Annotated in this window: 13 protein-coding genes; all 13 read left to right on the top strand. The window is 63.9% G+C overall.

Features of this window, described 5'->3' with window-relative positions:
- Nucleotides 1-161: 161 nt before the first annotated feature.
- The 13 genes from Q1A53_RS19215 to tagF all read left to right on the top strand — a co-directional run bounded on the left by Q1A53_RS19215 (nt 162) and on the right by tagF (nt 17,883).
- Complete coding sequence (locus Q1A53_RS19215; RefSeq protein ID WP_299969568.1) at nt 162-1,217, top strand: type VI secretion system ImpA family N-terminal domain-containing protein; 1,056 nt, start codon at nt 162-164, stop codon at nt 1,215-1,217.
- A gap of 154 nt (nt 1,218-1,371) precedes the next feature.
- Nucleotides 1,372-1,893 (top strand): type VI secretion system contractile sheath small subunit, encoded by a 522-nt coding sequence (gene tssB / locus Q1A53_RS19210; RefSeq protein WP_299969564.1) that lies wholly within the window; start codon nt 1,372-1,374, stop codon nt 1,891-1,893.
- On the top strand, nt 1,893-3,380 hold the full coding sequence (tssC, locus tag Q1A53_RS19205) for a type VI secretion system contractile sheath large subunit (protein ID WP_299969562.1): 1,488 nt from the start codon (nt 1,893-1,895) through the stop codon (nt 3,378-3,380). The genes tssB and tssC (Q1A53_RS19205) overlap by 1 nt, the downstream gene beginning before the upstream one ends.
- Nucleotide 3,381: 1 nt before the next feature.
- Nucleotides 3,382-4,797: a type VI secretion system contractile sheath large subunit gene (tssC, locus tag Q1A53_RS19200; RefSeq protein ID WP_299969560.1), complete on the top strand. Its 1,416-nt coding sequence runs from the start codon at nt 3,382-3,384 to the stop codon at nt 4,795-4,797.
- The gene (locus Q1A53_RS19195; protein WP_299969558.1) at nt 4,794-5,609 is read left to right on the top strand and encodes a type VI secretion system accessory protein TagJ; all 816 of its coding nucleotides are present in this window, start codon (nt 4,794-4,796) and stop codon (nt 5,607-5,609) included. Before tssC (Q1A53_RS19200) ends, Q1A53_RS19195 begins: the two co-directional genes overlap by 4 nt.
- Nucleotides 5,609-6,112, top strand: a complete 504-nt coding sequence (gene tssE / locus Q1A53_RS19190; protein WP_299969555.1) for a type VI secretion system baseplate subunit TssE — start codon at nt 5,609-5,611, stop codon at nt 6,110-6,112. The genes Q1A53_RS19195 and tssE overlap by 1 nt, the downstream gene beginning before the upstream one ends.
- Nucleotides 6,105-7,892, top strand: coding sequence for a type VI secretion system baseplate subunit TssF (gene tssF / locus Q1A53_RS19185; protein ID WP_299969552.1), 1,788 nt, complete (start codon nt 6,105-6,107; stop codon nt 7,890-7,892). The genes tssE and tssF overlap by 8 nt, the downstream gene beginning before the upstream one ends.
- Nucleotides 7,889-8,905, top strand: coding sequence for a type VI secretion system baseplate subunit TssG (gene tssG, locus Q1A53_RS19180; protein ID WP_299969549.1), 1,017 nt, complete (start codon nt 7,889-7,891; stop codon nt 8,903-8,905). Before tssF ends, tssG begins: the two co-directional genes overlap by 4 nt.
- Nucleotides 8,902-10,149, top strand: coding sequence for a hypothetical protein (locus Q1A53_RS19175; RefSeq protein WP_299969546.1), 1,248 nt, complete (start codon nt 8,902-8,904; stop codon nt 10,147-10,149). The genes tssG and Q1A53_RS19175 overlap by 4 nt, the downstream gene beginning before the upstream one ends.
- A complete protein-coding gene (gene tssK / locus Q1A53_RS19170; RefSeq protein WP_299969544.1) occupies nt 10,149-11,486 on the top strand; it encodes a type VI secretion system baseplate subunit TssK in 1,338 nt (445 codons plus the stop codon). The genes Q1A53_RS19175 and tssK overlap by 1 nt, the downstream gene beginning before the upstream one ends.
- Complete coding sequence (gene tssL / locus Q1A53_RS19165) at nt 11,483-12,979, top strand: type VI secretion system protein TssL, long form (RefSeq protein ID WP_299969541.1); 1,497 nt, start codon at nt 11,483-11,485, stop codon at nt 12,977-12,979. The genes tssK and tssL overlap by 4 nt, the downstream gene beginning before the upstream one ends.
- Complete coding sequence (tssM, locus tag Q1A53_RS19160; protein ID WP_299969538.1) at nt 12,976-16,455, top strand: type VI secretion system membrane subunit TssM; 3,480 nt, start codon at nt 12,976-12,978, stop codon at nt 16,453-16,455. Before tssL ends, tssM begins: the two co-directional genes overlap by 4 nt.
- A 3-nt stretch (nt 16,456-16,458) precedes the next feature.
- Nucleotides 16,459-17,883 (top strand): type VI secretion system-associated protein TagF, encoded by a 1,425-nt coding sequence (gene tagF, locus Q1A53_RS19155; RefSeq protein ID WP_299969535.1) that lies wholly within the window; start codon nt 16,459-16,461, stop codon nt 17,881-17,883.
- Nucleotides 17,884-17,885 lie beyond the last annotated feature (2 nt).

The raw sequence follows: 17,885 nt of genomic DNA, 5'->3' as shown, positions 1-17,885 counted from the left end.
CACCCCGCGGCGCTCCGCTACAAGTTCGAAATCCTTCTTTACGGATTTCAAACTATTGCCGAACGCGCAACAGCTTGTATTTCCCGGTTTCCTCCGCGAAAGCTGATACAAGTGAATTGAGCCTCTCGAAGACGCGTAAACGACAAAAAGGAAGTCTTTTCATGACGGGTGATCGGTCTAATAGTTATTATACAACAACGACTTATAACTTCACGAAAGACCTTGGCGAGAACCCGCGCACCGATTCCAGAATTCAGGCGATTTACCGCAAACTTCGCGACTCCCGCTCTCGGGCACGCGCGGAAGAGCGCGCACAGGAGACACCGAACGAAGAGGGTGACATTATAATGTCTGTACCGCTCGCCTGGACGGATGTGCGCCGCGACGCGATGACGATTCTTTGCGAACACGCGCTCGATGTGGAGGTCGCAGTCTGGCTGGTGGAGGCCGTTACGCGCACCGAATATTACAAAGGCGTGTCTGAGGTCACCGCGTCGATTACCGCCATGATCGAGGCTCATGGCGCAGCACTTCACCCGCAGCCAGAAGAGCCGGATGATGATACATTCGAGGCACTTGGCGGGCTGAACGGCGTTGGACGCGACGGCACGTTGGTACAGCCCTTCAGGCTGCTGCCGCTCGTGCCGGGTCAGCCCTATGGATCCTGCACCCTGTGGCAAGTGGAGACCGAAACCGACGCAGGCGCGATCCGGGCGGAAATGACCGCCGTGGGCGAGACCGCGATGCGCGAACACCTCGCGCAGGTGATCGCCGCGCGTGACGCCTTTGTCGCGCTCGATGGTGCGCTGACCGATCTGCGGGGTCGGGACGCGCCGCCCTTTGCGCGGCTGATCGATTTGCTGGACGATACGGCGCGCACGGTCCAACGGCTGTCCAACCTCGGCCAGCAGGTCGAGGAGGCATCCGCTGCATCGTCCCCTGCTGGCCAGGTCGCGGCGCCAGCGGTGCGTGCGGGACTGGAACGAATCGAAACACGGGAGGATGCGCTGCAAGCATTGTCAGAGGTCGCAGCTTTTTTCCGCCGGACCGAACCACATTCGCCTATGTCGCACACGCTCGAGACACTGGTGCGGCGCGGACGCATGGATTTCATGGCACTGCTTGCCGAGTTGATCCCCGACGAGAGCGCAAGAGAATCTGTTTTGACGACAGCTGGCATCAAGCGTGCCGAAGATGGGCTTGATTCCGCCGACTAAGCACCCCTTGTGAGTGGGTCTCCGCCGGTGCGACAGGGTCGCCGTCTAGACAACATATCCCTTAGCCTTACAGACTCCACGCCATGCGATGCGTGGTCGTCGCGGCGCAATTCAAGAAAAAGCAACTCCGTTTTAGGACTATGGGAGATTCACATTGGCCAGTATCCACGACAAGCTCGACAAGATGCGCAAACCGCGCGTCCACATCAAATATGAAGTCGAAACCGAAGGCGCGATGGTCGAGAAGGAACTGCCATTCGTGGTTGGTGTCCTCGGCGACTTTTCCGGCGATCCGACCAAAGAGCTGCCATCCTTTGGGGACCGCAAATTCGTTCAGATCGACAAGGACAACTTCGACCAGGTGATGGAGCGCATGACGCCCGGTCTGAACCTCAAAGTAGAGAACACGCTCAGCGACGACGGTGGCGAGATGCCGGTGAACCTGTCCTTCAAATCGATGGATGATTTCGACCCAGCGGCAGTGGTTGACCAGATCCCGGCACTGAAGTCACTTCTGGAAAGTCGCAATCAGCTGCGCGATTTGCTGACCAAGGCGGATCGGTCCGAAAAGCTGGAAACGCTGCTCGAAGAAATCCTGCAGGACAATGATGCCGTGCGCCGCATGGTCGAAGAGTTGAAATCCGACCAGGCGCCCAGCGGCGGGGGGACAAACTGATGCCAGACATGACAGAACAGCAGACCAGGACGGAGACAGCGGCCCCCGAGATAGCGGATGGCAGCTTGCTGACGCAGGTCATCGGGGCAACCCGCCAGACCGAACCTGACCGCGCCGCAGAGTTGATGCGGACGCTGACCGATGCAGCACTTGCCGGAACCGTGACCTACGATCGCAACCTGACCGTGACCCTGACAAAGGCGATCGAGGCGGTCGACGCCAAGATCTCGCGGCAACTCGCAGTGGTTATGCAGACGCCCGAATTTTCGCGGCTCGAAGGATCCTGGCGCGGGTTGTGGCACCTTGTCCGCGAAAGCAATACAGGCTCAAACCTCAAGATCCGCGTGCTCAACGCATCCAAACGAGACCTGGGCCGCGATCTGGCCAAGGCCGTTGAATTCGACCAGTCGCGGCTGTTCAAGTCGATCTACGAGGATGAATTCGGCACGCCGGGAGGTGAGCCGATCGGAGCGCTGATTGGTGACTATGAGTTCGACAACAGTTTTGACGACATTGAGACGCTGTCCGGGCTCAGCCAAGTCTCGGCTGCGGCATTCGCACCCTTCATCTCTGCCGCTTCGCCCAAGCTGTTTGGCTTTGATGACTACACCGAACTGTCCAAGCCCCGCGATTTGTCCAAGGTCTTTGACAGCACGGAATACGCCAAGTGGCGCAGTTTCCGAGAGAGCGACGACAGCCGTTTCGTGACGCTCACCCTGCCCCGGGTTCTGGCCCGGATGCCCTACGGCGAAGACAGCAAGCGGATTGATGATTTCGATTACAATGAGGCCATCGGCTACGAGGGCGACAAGATCCCGCACAATAACTACTGCTGGATGAACGCGGCCTATGTGATGGCCAGCCGCATGACCGAAGCGTTCACTCAAACCGGGTGGTGCACAGCCATCCGCGGCACAGAGAACGGCGGCAAGGTCGAAGGCTTGCCAACGCATCTCTTCTCAACGGACGAAGGTGACACCGACATCAAATGCCCCACTGAGATCGGCATTACCGACCGGCGCGACTCAGAGCTGGGCAACATGGGCTTTTTGCCGCTGTGTCACTACAAGAACACCGATTACGCGGTGTTTTTCGGCGCACAGACGACCCACAAGCCCAAGAAGTTCGACCGGCCCGAGGCTACTGCTAATGCCGCGATTTCGGCACGTCTGCCCTACATGATGGCGACATCGCGTTTTGCTCATTACCTCAAAGTGATCGGGCGCGACAAGATCGGCTCCTTCATGGAAGCGGATGATTGCGAAGACTGGCTGAACCGCTGGATCAACAACTACGTCAACGCCAACGACAATGCAGGCCCCGAGGCACGGGCATCCTACCCTCTGCGGGAGGCGAGCGTATCCGTCGAAGAGATCCCCGGCAAACCCGGCAGCTACAATGCCGTCGTCTGGCTGCGCCCCTGGCTCCAGATGGAAGAATTGACGACGTCGTTGCGAATGGTCGCACGGATTCCAGAAAAGAACTGACATGCAGCACAGCGCAGATACGCTGTCTCGGCCGACCGCCGCCGGGACAGATGCGCATGTTCCTGTGCCGGATGACGCAGACAGACACCGGGCAGTTTTTGCGCAGATAGACCGCGTGATCGCGATAATCGACGCGGCAATCACGCGTCAGGCCGAACAGATCCTGCGCCACGCGGCCTTCGTCCAACTCGAAGCCCGCTGGCGGGGGCTCGCCCTTTTGGTGTCGCGGACCGGACCGGATGAGACTGTTCGGGTGCGTCTGCTGAATGCGAGTTGGCCGGTGGTCGCACGTGATCTCGAACGCGCCGCTGATTTCGACCAGAGCCATCTGCACAAGCTGGTCTATGACAATGAATTCGGCATGCCCGGCGGTCTGCCATTCGGTCTTTTGCTGTGTGACTATACGCTGTCGCATCGTGCCAAGACGGGGTCTGCCGATCCGGTGGAGGCAGCCCGGCGTCTTGCCTCAGTTGCTGCAGCCTCATTCTGCCCTGCCATCGCTCGGGCAGGGCGGGAGATCCTGGGACTGTCTGACAGAGACGATGCGGTGGTGGATTTGCCCGATGCCCGGATGATCGCCCGCGATGATCCCGCCTACAGCCGGTGGCAGACGCTCAGACAGGAAGAAGATACCCGGTTCCTCGGCCTCGTCGCGCCGGACCTGCTTTTACCGCGCCCGACCGATTACACGGTGCCACGCGGATTTACGATATCCCCGTCCGGTTCGGATCCGATCAGGCTCAACGGTGCGTTTGGATTGGCAGTTGCCGTTGTGGATGCCTACCGCGAAAGCGGTTGGTTCGCGGCAATTCGCGGTGCCTATCAAGACGCAAAGGGCGGCGGGCGGGTTGGCGGTCTGCAACCGGTCGATTTCCACAGCGATCGGCACGGGCTGTCGGCCCAGACGCCGGTGAGCCGACGGCTGACCGGACCTCAGGAAGAGATGATGGTCCAATTGGGCGTGGTACCGCTGTCCACGCTCTACATGGACGCCGACCCGGTGTTTAACACGCTGCCATCCGTTCATGCGCCGCGCGTCTATGACACCTCCATTGCCACGCAGAACGCGCGGCTGGCGGCAATGCTGCACTACATGCTCTGCACATCGCGCTTTGCGCATTACCTGAAGGTGATGATGCGCGACGAGGTCGGTACCATCGCCGATCCTTCGGTGCTGGAACATCGGCTGGACAGCTGGCTGCGCGGCTATTGCCTTGGCAATGACGACGCGGGCGACGAACTCAAGGCGCAATACCCGCTGCGCGATGCCGGGGTGCGGGTGCAGCCCCTGCCCGGTCGGCCCGGCTGTTTTGGCTGCACCATCCGGCTGCAACCCCATTTTCAACTCGATGATGTCTCGACCAGCTTTCATCTGGTGGCCGAGACGTCGAAAAATCTACGGAACCCGTCCCGATGACACTCGGAGACGATATTGCCGCCGCCTTGGCGGAAGACGATCCTCAGGCGGCCAGCGCACTGGCTACCGCTCAGGTCAAGAAATCTCCGCAGGACGCAGAGGCACGGATGTTTCTGGCAGAGCTCTCCATCCTTCTCGGAGATCTCTCCCGGGCCGAAACCCAGGCCCGGCTCGCTGCGACAGCAGCACCCGACGCAATGCTCGGCATCGGTATTTTCCGCCAGCACCTGCGCGCGCTCCACGCGCGCGATGCATGGTGGCAAAGCGGTGCCCTGCCAACCTTCCCCAACGGCCCATCGGCGCTGTCCACTCTTGCGCTCCGGCTCAATGTCGCGCTGCGCGAGACGGACGGGGCGGCAGCACGCACCGCACTCCACACGCTGGAAGATCAGCGTGGTGCCCAGCCCGGCACCTGGAACGGCACGCCTGTTGCGGATCTGCGTGATCTAGATGACAGGCTGCCCCACGCCATTGAAGCACTCACCGGGGGCGGCCACTACCTGTGGCTGGATTTTGCGGATCTGGCTGAACTGACCTTCGGGCCCGCGACCCGTCCGCTGGACACGGTGCTGCCTCGGGCCCGGGTCAGGTTGCGCGACGGGTCTGCCGCCGACATCCGACTGCCTGCGATTTACCCGGCGCCCATGAGCGCGGCAGAGCAACTCGGGCGCACGACTGATTTCGACGAACCCGCAGAAGGTGTGACCACGGCACGGGGGCAGCGTTGCTGGCTGGCCGGAGACGACATCGCGAGCTGTCTGGAAACCCGGACACTCACCTTTCTGGCCGCAGTGGACAAGGGGGCTGCGTGATGGCGGGTCGGGAGACATCCGAAGCGCGTCAGGCGGCCTCCCTGCTGGATCGACTTTTGGACGAGGATCCCCGGCAGGAACGCGATCCGGCTCTGATCGAGGCGGAGACACCGGCCGGCCTGCACGAAAGCCTACGGCGGGATCTGTCGATCCTGCTCAACACGCGCTGCAGACCCAGTTCGCCGCCCGAGGCGCTCACACCGCTGGCCGACAGCCTTGCCACCTTCGGGGTGGAGGATTTCTTTAACGCCAGTCTCGTGACCGACCTGCAGCGCGAGCGCTTCGCCGCCCGATTGCAGGCCCGCATTGCCAGGTTTGAGCCACGGCTGGAGGATCTGTCCGTCACTGTGCCCAGCCGCGATGGCGATGATCATCGCTCGCTTCGCTTGCGGATCTCGGCGCGCTACCGGGCGCGGCCCGGGCTGCCGCCGCTGGTGTTCGACACCCGGCTCGATCCCGTCACCCATCACTTCCGGATCAGCAGCGGGCCGGGTCGTGGCTAGTCGGTTTCTCGAACACTACGCCGACGAACTGGATGCCGTGCGGCGACGGGCGGCGCGCTTTGCGGATGCGTTTCCCAAGATCGCAGGCCGTCTGCGTCTGGCACCTGAAACCAGCGACGACCCCCATGTGGAGCGTCTGATCCAGAGCTTTGCCTATGCCACGGCCCGGCTGCGGCAAAAGCTGGACGACGGGTTCCCAGAGTTGAGCGAGGGGTTGCTCGAAACGCTTTATCCGCATTTTCTGGCGCCGCTGCCTGCCATGACAGTCGTGAGTTTCGCCCCCGATCCCAACGCAGAGGAACTCCGGCTTTTGCCACGTGGCAGCGAGATCGAAAGCGCCCTTGTCGACGGCGACACCTGCCGCTTCAGAACCACGCAGGACGTGGCGCTGGCGCCGGTTACGATCACCGGTCTGCGGCTGATGAACCGACCCATCCAAGCGCCGGCCTTTCCCGGTGCCAGCCCGTTGGGCTGCCTGGCGCTGACGCTCAAACCCATCGGCAAGGCATCGATTGCAACGCTGGGCCTGAAAACCCTGCGGCTCTATCTCAGCGGTGGCCGGCAGGCGCCCGCGCTCTACCGGTTGCTGATGCAGCACGCGCTCGGTGTCGGCGTGGCGGATCACTCCGGCGATCCCGCACCGCATATTCTGCCCGCGGGTGCGGTCCGCCCGGTCGGTTTTGCGGCGACAGAGGCCGCGCTGCCCGCGCCTGATCGGTCGTTTCCAGGGTATCGGCTGTTGTCGGAATACTTCGCGCTGCCCGAGAAGTTCTTGTTCGTGGACATCGATTTGGCTACCGAAGGCAGGCAACCGACGCAAACCGACCGTATGGACGTCTACGTCTATCTCGATATTGCACCCGGCGATCTTGAGCGGCGGGTTGATATGTCGGCGGTATCTCTCGGAGCGACGCCGGTAATCAACCTGTTTGCCTCCCGCGCCGAGCCGGTGGTTTTAGACGGCACGCGCAGCACCTGGCCCCTGCTCGCCGACGTGCGCCGCCCCCAGACGCGGCGCGTCCACTCCATCACGAACGTCACCGTGGCCGAAGACGGCGGCAAGACCCGCGCGGTAGAGCCCTTCTTTCACCGCCTGACGGATCGCAAGACAGGCGGGCTCTATTACCAGCTTGTGCGACACGGTTCCGACAGCGATGCGCGGCCCGGTGCGACCTCGATCTCCTTTGTGGATCACCGGACCCATCCAATGTCCCAGGATGGCAGCACGGCGGGCATTGAGGTTCTGGCGACCAACGGTCAGTTGCCACGGGCTTTGCCCTTCGGCGGCGGGCAGCCACTGCTCCGCCTCGTATCGCCGGCCGATACGGTCAGCAAGGTCACAGCGCTACGCCCGATCACGCTGCCGCCACGGCAGGAACACGATGCCGACCGGATCTGGCAGCTGATTTCGCACATGTCGCTGAACCATTTGTCGCTGGAAGCGGATGGCGCCGCCGCCCTGCGCGCGATCCTGCGGCTTTACGATCCCGGAGACAGCCGCGAAACTGCACAGCTGATCGATTCCATCGTGGAGGTGGCCACAACCCCGGGTATCGCGCGGCTGCGCTCCGTCATGGTCAGCGGCATTGATCTGGTCATCACCTTCGATCCCGATCGCATCGAAGAAAGCGCCGCCTATCTCTTCGGCTCCGTGCTCGACCGGTTCCTGGGCTCCTACGTGACCCTCAATAGCTTTACCCGCCTGACACTGCGCCTGAGCGGACGCACCGATGACTTGGCGCGTTTTGCCGCGCGGTCCGGGAATGGACCGCTGGTATGACAGAGCCGGGCACAGATACCCCGCTCGCAGGTTTGACCGCGCGGCCGCACGCTTATGACGCGGCGACGGGGATCCGGATCGCGCAGCGCGCAGCGGCACAATCCGACCTTGCCCTGCTCATCACCTCATCGCCCGGCCAGACCCCGGCTACCGCCCCCCTTCAGTCGGTTACCGAAACGCCGCAGGCGATTGTCGTCGACACCTCCGTTATGGGTATCTTCGGGGCCCTCTCGCCTCTGCCACAGGCGTATAACGACCTCGCAGTCCGCGACAGGCGTCAGCGGGCGGGTGGTCTGTCGTCATTCGTCGATATTTTCACCGACAGGCTGACGCATCTTTTCGTGGCAGCCGTCGAAAAGTACGACATCACGCGCCAGCTTCAGTGGTCGTTCCAGTCTGACCGTTCTCCCCGGATCGTCCGGGCTCTGCGCAGCCTCGTGGGGCTCGGCACGCCGGAGATGGCGGAGCTGTCGCCGCTGCCGGGGGATGAAACGCTCCGCTACGCCGGGCTGCTGGCGCAACAGACCCGAAGCGCCAACGGGCTGACGGCGCTTGTGTCCGCCGAGCTGGGCCTGCCGGTCCGGGTCGAACAGTTTCACGGGCGCTGGCGAGATCTGCCCCAGAGCGAAGAAACCCGGATGGACGGCAGCGCACAGCTCGGTGTCAACGCTGGCGCCGGGCGCAAGGTCCTTGATCTGGCCGGTCAGATCCGCCTTGTGGTCGGGCCGATCCGCTATGGCGATTTTCTGTCTCTGGAAGAAGGTCAGCCGCGGCTGGCTCGGCTGCGGCGCTTGATCCGGTTCTACATCGGACCGGTACTGGATTTCGAGATCCAGATCGTGCTGGACCGCCGCGACATCCCCGAGACCCGGATCGGCGGCGATGGCCCTGCCCCACGGTTGGGATGGAATACCTGGGCGCGGAATTTGCCAGCCGCACAGGACAGCGACGAAGCAATAGTAGGCTCAGCCCCGCGGCACCGCAGCGCCGACGCTCTGGAGGCCCGTCCATGAAGACGCTGACCCTCACACTGATGACCGGCCCGGCGGCAGGTACCGCGCGCCGGACCGACGGCACGCGGTCGTTTTCCGTGGGCACCGGTCCGGATCACAGTTGGGTGCTCCCTGCGGATAACGATGCGCCGGGCAGAGACGCTATCGTCATCCGGCGCGCAGGCGAAGGTTTCGTGATCGAGAGCAGGGGGACAGTCACCCTCGGCGGTCATCCCGTCGGGGAACGTGCCGAAGTGGCGCTGCATCACGGGGCGGAGGTGATGATCGGTGCGCATCTTCTGTCGGTCGGCGTGAACCAACAGTCCTCTTCGATCGCGGACGGTGGCCAGGTGGATGCTTTCCGCGACGCGGCCCAGCCGACCATCAGCGCGATCCTCGCCGATGTCAGCCCCGGTGGTGAGGCGGCCTTGGGGCCGTTGCCGGGGCGCACCGGTGAAGAGTGGCTCGACAGCCTGACCGACACGGCGGCACAGCGGGGCCGGAGCGCGCGCGACTGGTCCAGCATCGGCGCCTACGGTGACACGCCTGAGGCAGATGACCCGCTGATGCGCAGTGAGCCCCGCGACCCTCTTTCGGGCGGCGGCGGCAGGTCGCTGCCCGATGATTGGAATGCACCGACAAGCGACAGCAGCAACCGGATCGCGCAGGACGCCTCGAACCGGCAATCGGTCCGGCTGGGCCGCGCCGAGGCTGCGCCAACCCCGCGCCGGAGCCAAAGCAGCGATGCTCGTATCCTGCGCGAAGCTGCGGGCCTCTATGACGGCGAGGTCGATGCGCCCGACGAAATCCAACTGGCCAATGCCGGGACCGCGCTGGCGTCGACGCTCTCCGCTCTGGCGGAGCTTGAGCGGACGTTTGGCCGGGCGTTGGGCGATCTGGATCTCAGCCCGACCAAAGGCGCCGCAGCGGAACAGGCGGCCTTTGACCCCGGTGCAATCCTGTCGGATCTGCGGGGCGACACCTGCATCGCTTTGGCCAGACGCATCGCAGCTTTGAACACCCGGCAGGCAGCGCTTATCGACGGCCTCCTGGCAATCATTGCCGAGGCGCGCGACAGCTTTGATCCGGACGCCATCGCCGCTGGTGTGGCAGCCCGAGGCCGGTTCCGGGATCGCTTACGTCCGGGTGGCGCTGCGTGGGAAGAACACAAAAGGCGGTGGGCGCAGAATGCCGCCCCGCTCGATCCTGAAACACTGCGCGCGACCCTCGCGGCCATGATTGACGACGTTCAAAAGGAAACCTGATGGCGAAAATCCGTAATCGTGTCGCCTGGACCGAAGGGATGTTTCTGCGGGCGCAGCACTTTCAGCAGGCCGACCGCTGGACAGATCAACTGGTGCGCGATGCCACGCGGCCGCTCGTGCCCTACCCTTGGGGTATTCTGGAAATGTCGATCGACAAGGACGCGCTCGGCATCGGTCGGTTCGGGCTCAGATCCATCAGGGGGATCCTGCCCGACGGCACGCCTTTTTCCGCGCCCGACCAATGTAATCTGCCTGCCCCCGTCAAGCTGGACGAGGGCACCTCGTCGGTGGACATCCACCTCACCCTGCCGATGCAGCGCCCGGGTGCGGCTGAATTCGCTCCTGCCGGAGGCGCCCCGGGGGCACGGATGACGCGTGAGGATGTGGATACGGATGACGCCAACGCCGATACATCCTTTGCTGCCGCAATCGAGGTCGGGCGCATGAACCTAACCCTGCGCCGCGACACAGAGGAACTGGCCGGGCTGGAGACATTGGCCATCGCCCATGTGATCGAGGTTCGCTCGGATCTGGCGGTGGTGCTGAAAGAAGAGATGATCCCGCCGGTTCTCACGCTGGGCGCCTCGCCGCGTCTATCGGGGTTTCTGACGGAACTTCTCGGCCTGCTGCGGCACCGGTCGGAGGCCATCGCAAGACGTACCGGCGATCCCTCGCTGCGTGGCTCCGCCGAACTGGGCGACTACCTGATGCTGCAAGCGCTCAACCGGGCGACGCCCGCCATTGCGCATATGGCGGCGCAGGCTGGCCAGATCCATCCCGAAGCGGTCTATCGCGCGATGATCGCGTTGGCGGGTGAGCTGGCGACCTTCACTGCTTCCACGCGACTGCCCGCGGAGCTGCCGGACTATCGCCACGCCGATCCCGCCGCCACCTTTGAGCCAGTGATGACCGAGTTGCGCCGCGCCCTGTCCGCCGTGCTGGATCAGAGCGCCGTGCTCATCGCGCTGGAGGAACGGCGGCACGGTGTAAGGGTCGGGTTGCTGGCCGATACCGGTCTCAAGGCGGATGCCGGTCTGGTGCTGGCGGTGCGCGCGGACATCACCGCCGAAAGGCTGCGGCGCCTCTTGCCCAATCAGATCAAGGTCGGCCCTGTGGAGCGGATTTCCGAACTCGTCAACGTCGCTCTGCCGGGGGTCGAGGTGCGCCCGATGCCGGTGGCACCGCGACAATTGCCATTTCGCGCCGGCAACAGCTATTTCGAGCTGGATACCACAGGAGAGATGTGGCGCGAGATCGTCGCTTCCGGCACCATTGCGATGCATTTTTCGTCGGATTTCCCGGGACTTGAGCTGGAACTCTGGGGTGTGCGCGCATGAATTCCGCCTCCGACCCGCCCGAAAAGGACCCCGCGCGGATCATACTGCCCACACCCGGCAAGCCGCGCGCTGCCCCGCCGCCGGAGGCAGAACAGACACCGACAGCGCCCGAGCCTGAGCCGATTGCCAGACTGTCAGTCCCCGATATTCTCGCAGGGTTTCGTCTGGACGGCAATCAACTGCCAGCGATGGTGGCCGAGGCATCGCCGCTGCTCAACCTCGCGCATGCGCTGCGCGACCGCGACGCGGCCCCCGACATGTCCGATCTGCGCCGCGAGACAATCCGCGCGGTCAAGGGCTTTGAAAGTGCCCTCAGCGCGGCGGGCATCCTGCCGCAGCAGGCTCGGGCAGCGCACTACGTGGTTTGTGCCACGCTCGACGATGTAATCCGGAACCGGCCCTGGGGCGAAGGCTGGGCGGTCGAGGGGCTGGTATCGACCTTTCACCATGATGTCACCGGTGGCGACAAGGTCTTCGAACTTCTGGCACATTTTCAGACCAATCCGGGCACCAACCGCGATCTGCTGCTTTTGATCTACCTGTGCCTTTCGCTGGGCTTCGAGGGCCGTACCCGGGTGTCGGCACGGGGCGGGCTGGAGCTGGCCCAGATCCGCGACAACCTCTACAATACGTTGCGGACCCAGTTCGGTGGCATCGAACGCGATCTGTCGCCGCATTGGCAGGGGGAGCAAGCCGCCCACACCCCGCTGCAATCGGATCGGCTGTTCTGGCTGATCACGGGGTTGCTGTTGCTGGGTCTGGCGCTGTTGTTTCTGACGTTCTCGATCCTGCTGGGGCGTGCCTCGAACGAGACGCTGTCGCGGATGGCCACGTTGCCACCCGGGGCCACGCCGACCCTGGAGATCCCCGAACCACCTCCCGAACCCGAACCGCCGGTTGAGCCAGTCATGGTGCCGCCGCCGCCCGAGCCCGAACCGGTGATCGCACCGCCACCGCCCGAGCCTCCGGTGCTGCCTATTGAGACCTTCATCTCTTTCCTGCAACCCGAGGTCGAGGAAGGGCTCGTGCGTATTTACCGTCAAGGCAATGCCGTCATGGTGCGGGTGGCCAACAGCGGTGCCTTTGGTATCGGTGGTGCCCGGGTCGAACCGGAGTTCCTGCCGATCTTCGACCGCATCGGCCAGGCGTTGACGGCGGAAGACTTCGACGTCACGGTCCTGGGCCATACCGACAATCTGCCGATCCGCTCGGCACCGTTTCCGTCGAACTTTCATCTCTCCAAGGCCCGCGCCAGTGCGGTTCGGGACATACTGGCAAGCTACATCGGCACCGAACGGATAGACGTGCGTGGCGAGGCCGATACGCTGCCGCTGGCGGATAATGCCACCGCAGAGGGTCGCGAGATCAACCGCCGGACCGAGATCATCGTGCGCGGTGCCGGTGAGGCGGTCGACCCGGCACTGCTCAGCCAGGGGCGGGGCGACGTGCTCGATCCAATCGCAACACCCGATGTACCGGAGGCGCAACAATGAACCCGCTCGGCATGTGGACCAGCCTGCGTTCGACATTGGACAGCTATGCCAGCGTTCTGGGCAGGCGCTTTCTATCGCCGATCTGGGTCGTCGCGATCTGCGCGGTGATCTGGATCTTCGGGCCGCGCATCGTATTCGGCGAATTCGCACCGCTCGGCACGGTGCTGCAGCGGCTGGTAGCAATCGGCATCGTTCTGGCGCTTTGGCTGGGCTGGATGACGGTCACCTGGATACGTAATCGCCGCGCCGACCGTGCGCTGGAAGACGGGGCCACCGAAACGCCCGAACAGCGCGCCGCTTCTGAAACCCGCGAAGAGATCACCGAACTGCAGGCGCGGCTCAAGGCGGCAATGCAGCTCATGCGCAAGGTCGCGCGGCGGCGCAGCGGATATGCCTACGAATTCCCGTGGTATCTGATGATGGGGCCACCGGGTGCGGGCAAGACAACCTTGCTGACCAATTCGGGGCTGAAATTCCCGCTGGGCGATGCGATGGGCGCAGAACCGGTGCAGGGTGTCGGCGGCACACGTAACTGCAACTGGTGGTTCACCGACCGGGCTATCCTGATCGACACCGCCGGGCGCTATACGACCCAGGACAGCCAGCGCGAACGAGACCACAAGGGCTTTCTGGGGTTTTTGTCGATGCTGCGCAAACGCAGACGGGCCCAGCCGATCAACGGGATCATCCTGACCCTGTCGCTGACCGACCTGCTGACCCAGGATCCCAACGAACGGCTGCGCGAGGTGCGTGCAATCCGTCAACGCCTGTCGGAAATCGACGAAACACTCGGCGCGCGGATCCCGGTCTATGTGGTGCTGACAAAGGCCGACAAGCTGGGAGGCTTCGCGCAGTTTTTCGAGGAACTGGGCGGGCAATCGCGCGAACAGGTCTGGGGCATGACCTTCGATCTGGGCAAGACCGCACCCGGCACCCTGCCCGAGACCTTTACCCGCGAATACCGTGCCCTGCAGGATCGTCTGTCGGGCCTGCTGCTGGAGCGGCTGCAACAGGAAACCGATATCGTGCGGCGCGGCGCTATCTTTCGGTTTCCAGCACAGGTCGCGGCGCTTCATGACAGCCTGCGCGAAATCCTCGAAGAGCTGGCGTCAGGAAATGAAAACGTGGCCGAGCCGCTGATTCGCGGTGTCTATTTTGCCTCCGCCACGCAGGAGGCCGATGCGCAGCGCAACGCGGTCATGCCTGCCCGGTCGATGAACCGCGGCTACTTCGTCAACAAGCTTTTCAGCAACGTGATCCTCGGCGAGGCGGCGCTGGTGTCGCGCGACCGCCGCACCAGCCAGCGGCGGCGGCTGGCAACAGGCGTGGCCTACGGCGTGATCGGCGTCGCAGCGCTGATGCTGACCGCATCTTGGATCGCGTCTTTCACTTTCAACAACCGCGCGCTTGCGGATGCGGAGAACCTTCTGGCGCAGTACAACGACCGTGCCGCCAACATCCCGGTGGACCAGATCGCCGACAATGACTTTCTGCGGGTTCTGCCCGCGCTCAACACCATCGAGCGCACGCTGATGTCCTTTGATGCCACCTCCCAAGAGCTGCCGATCTGGCGGGTGGGCATCGGACTGGATCAGGAAAGCCGGATCGAAAGGCGGCATAACGAGGTCTACAACGCCGCCCTCGGCGCCTATCTGATGCCGCGCTACATGGTTGCGCTGCAAAACCGGCTCAAAACGCCGGATCAAAGCGAAGCGGACGCCTTCGAGACGCTCAAGCATTACCTGTCGCTTGCCGGGCTTGGCCCCATCGATCCCGACGCGCTGCTGGCACAGGCGGAGACTGTCTTTGCCGACCTCTATCCCGGCTCCGGACGCGCCGAGACCCGCGCAACCCTGATGGATCATATGACCGCCATGCTGCAAAAAGGCGCGCTGCCGGTCATGGCCATCGATGACGCGCTGGTCTCGGAGGTGCGTGAGAAGATCGGCAACCGCAGCGCCGCACAGCGCACACTTGACCTGCTGGAAACCCGCCAGGCGGCCCGAGAACTGGGTGTCTGGTCCCCAGCCCGCGCAGCTGGTCCGGCGGGGATGCAGGCCTTTGAACGAGCCTCGGGCGACCCGATCAACGATGGTATTACGGGTCTTTATACCCGCGCGGGCTACCGGCAGGTGGTGTTGCCCCTTGTCGGCAGCCTGGCGGAGATCGCCTCCGACGAGGATTGGGTGCGCGGCCCGACAGCGCCGCGCGTCACCAGCGTCAGCGATGTTACCAGCGACGCGGTGGAGCTTTACTGGACCGAATTTGCCGGTCAGTGGCGCGAACTGGTATCGGATCTAAGAATCGTCGCCCCGGATGGTTTGGCGGAGGCGTCGGATCTGGTCGCATTACTCGCATCAGAGTCGGATCCCATCAGTCGTCTGGCACGCGAGATTGCGGCAGCGACCGATCTGACCGGCACGCCTGCCGGAGGCGAGGTCATCGCTGCCGCGGCTGATCTGCCTTTTGATCCGCTGGCAGCGCCCGATCCCTTCCGCAACCTGCGCCGCGCTCTGAACGACACGAGCGAGGACGCAGAGGAGGGCGCGCCCGAAAATGACATTGGCGCCCTTGCCGTTCTGCTGGACGACATCGGCCAGCACCTGGGCCGGGTCAGCGCCACCGATGCCCGCGCGGCGGAGGTGTTCGCCGCTGACAGCCAGTTGAACGTCGCGGTGCAGGAGCTGGTCACTGCCGCCCGGGCCCTGCCCGCGCCGGTTGATGCCTGGGCCGTGGGTTTCGCAACGGATCTGGCCGGTGCCGCGATGGGCCGCGCCCGGCAGGATGTCTCGCGTCTGTGGTCTGCCGAGGGAGCACCGGAATGCCGCCGGGCGGTCGCCGGGCGCTATCCGTTCGACCGTCAGGCGGGGGGCGAGGTCACGCTGGACGATTTCACCCGCATTTTCGGCCCCGGCGGTTTGTTCGACACGTTCTTCGACCAAAACCTTGCGAATTTTGTCAACGTGTCGACCGACCCGTGGAGCTGGCGGGGCGGTCTCGGCACCTCGGGAGACCGGTCTGACGCGCTGCGGCAGTTCCAGCGTGCCGCGGCGATCCGAACCGCTTTTTTCCCCAGTGGCGAAACACGGCCGCGCGTCGAGGTGACCCTTGACCTGCTCTCGCTTGACAGCCGTGCGCGTGTTGCGCTTGCCGAAATCGGTGGCGGCAATTCGGTGCATGGGTTGGACCGCGCCGAGAAGCGCACACTTGTCTGGCCGGGCGAGACACCCACGACCGCGCGCATCACGTTGCTGCCAGGCAACCGGCAGGACGCCTTGCAAACCAGCGGTGAATGGGCGCCGTTTCGGCTCTTTGACGCAGCCCGCACCACGCCCGTTTCAGACAATGAATTCGACGCGGTGTTTCGCGTCGATGGGCGGCGCGTGACCTTTCGCGTCACCGCAGGCAGTGTGAACAACCCCTTCCGCCTGCCCGCCATCGCCGATTTCGCCTGTCCCGAAACGATGCTGGAGTAGACGATGACACGGGGCGAGATGGCAAATGGCAGCGGTATCAACCGAACCGGCTACTTTGGCAAGATCCCGACCCAAGGGGACTTTGTCGAACGCAACCTGCCCCGGCCACTGGTTGATGCGCTGGACGACTGGACGCGGCACAGCATGCGTGAGAGCCAGCGTGCGCTCGGACGGGGCTGGCTCGATGCCTTTCTGATCGCTCCCGTCTGGCGCGGCGCGGTGAGCGCAGACATCCTGAGCCACACCACCATGGCACTGGTGATGATGCCCAGCGTCGACCGGGTGGGCCGGTACTTCCCGCTGATCTTGGTCACACCCCTGCCGGGTCACCGTGGCCCTCTCAGCGGGCTGCCACGACAGATTGAAGGGTGGTACAACAAGGCCGAGGCACTGGCGCTCTCCACTCTGTCCGAAGCATTCCGCCGCGACACCTTCGACGCGGCGGTAGACGCGCTGGTGCCGCCGGGTTGGTACGAGCCAAACCTGCGCAGATTGCCCACGGATGATGCTCGCAGCATCTGGTGGACACCGGGTGGCGACGGATCTGTCATGGGGTTCGACGATCTGCCCGATCCGGAGGATTATCACCATCATTTCCTTTCTGCCGCGGCGTCGCCGCACTCAGAACCCTCCCACGATGCGCCCGAAGAGGGCGAAGACCTTCCCGGACCTCTGGTGCCAGAAGCGGCGAGCGTGCGCCCTGCCCGGGTGCTGGTGACGATTGAGGCAGGTGCGAGTACGCTCAAAGGCACGCGCAGCGCGGTGCTGACCGACGCCACCGCTCTCGGCGAGGACCTGCAGGCCCTGAGCCTGATCAGCGGGATCGGCATGAATGCAGGACTGCGCAGCGCGGTCGACACGGTTCGCGAGACGCTTGGCGCCATCTCGGGCCCGTTTTCCATGAACGACCTGATTGCCGAGGCCAAGGGAAAGCTTGGCCGGGCCAATGCGATACTCTGCGCGCGGGCGTTGCACGGGGAGCATAACTTCGCGGCCTCGTGTGCGACGCTCTTGGTGCAAGGCAACCGGTACGCGGTGATCTGGTGCGGGAATGTGCGGTGCTACTTGCTGCGCAATGGCCAGTTGCGACTGCTGACCCGCGATCACACGGACCCGGTCCTGACCCAGGTGGTTACCCGTGCTGTCGGCGCATCGCGTCAATTGTCGCTTGAGACCGATAGCGGCGAGGCGCGACCCGGCGACAGGTACCTGCTGTGCTCTACCGGTCTGTCTTCCGTCACACCGGAACATGAGATTCACCACGCGCTGGAGAGTGCAGCATCTGCGCGACAAGCTGCCGATCATTTGACACAGGACGCCATAATCGCGGGCGCGCCGCTTGACGTATCGGCACTGGTCGTGATCCTCAGTGCAAGATCGAGCAATAATGAGCCCACCGGGGCCGGAACAAACGAAGTTGAGGTCTAGCA

This window comes from uncultured Roseobacter sp. (assembly GCF_947496515.1).
Taxonomy (GTDB): Bacteria; Pseudomonadota; Alphaproteobacteria; order Rhodobacterales; family Rhodobacteraceae; genus Roseobacter.
This window is presented reverse-complemented; position numbering and strand designations above follow the sequence as displayed.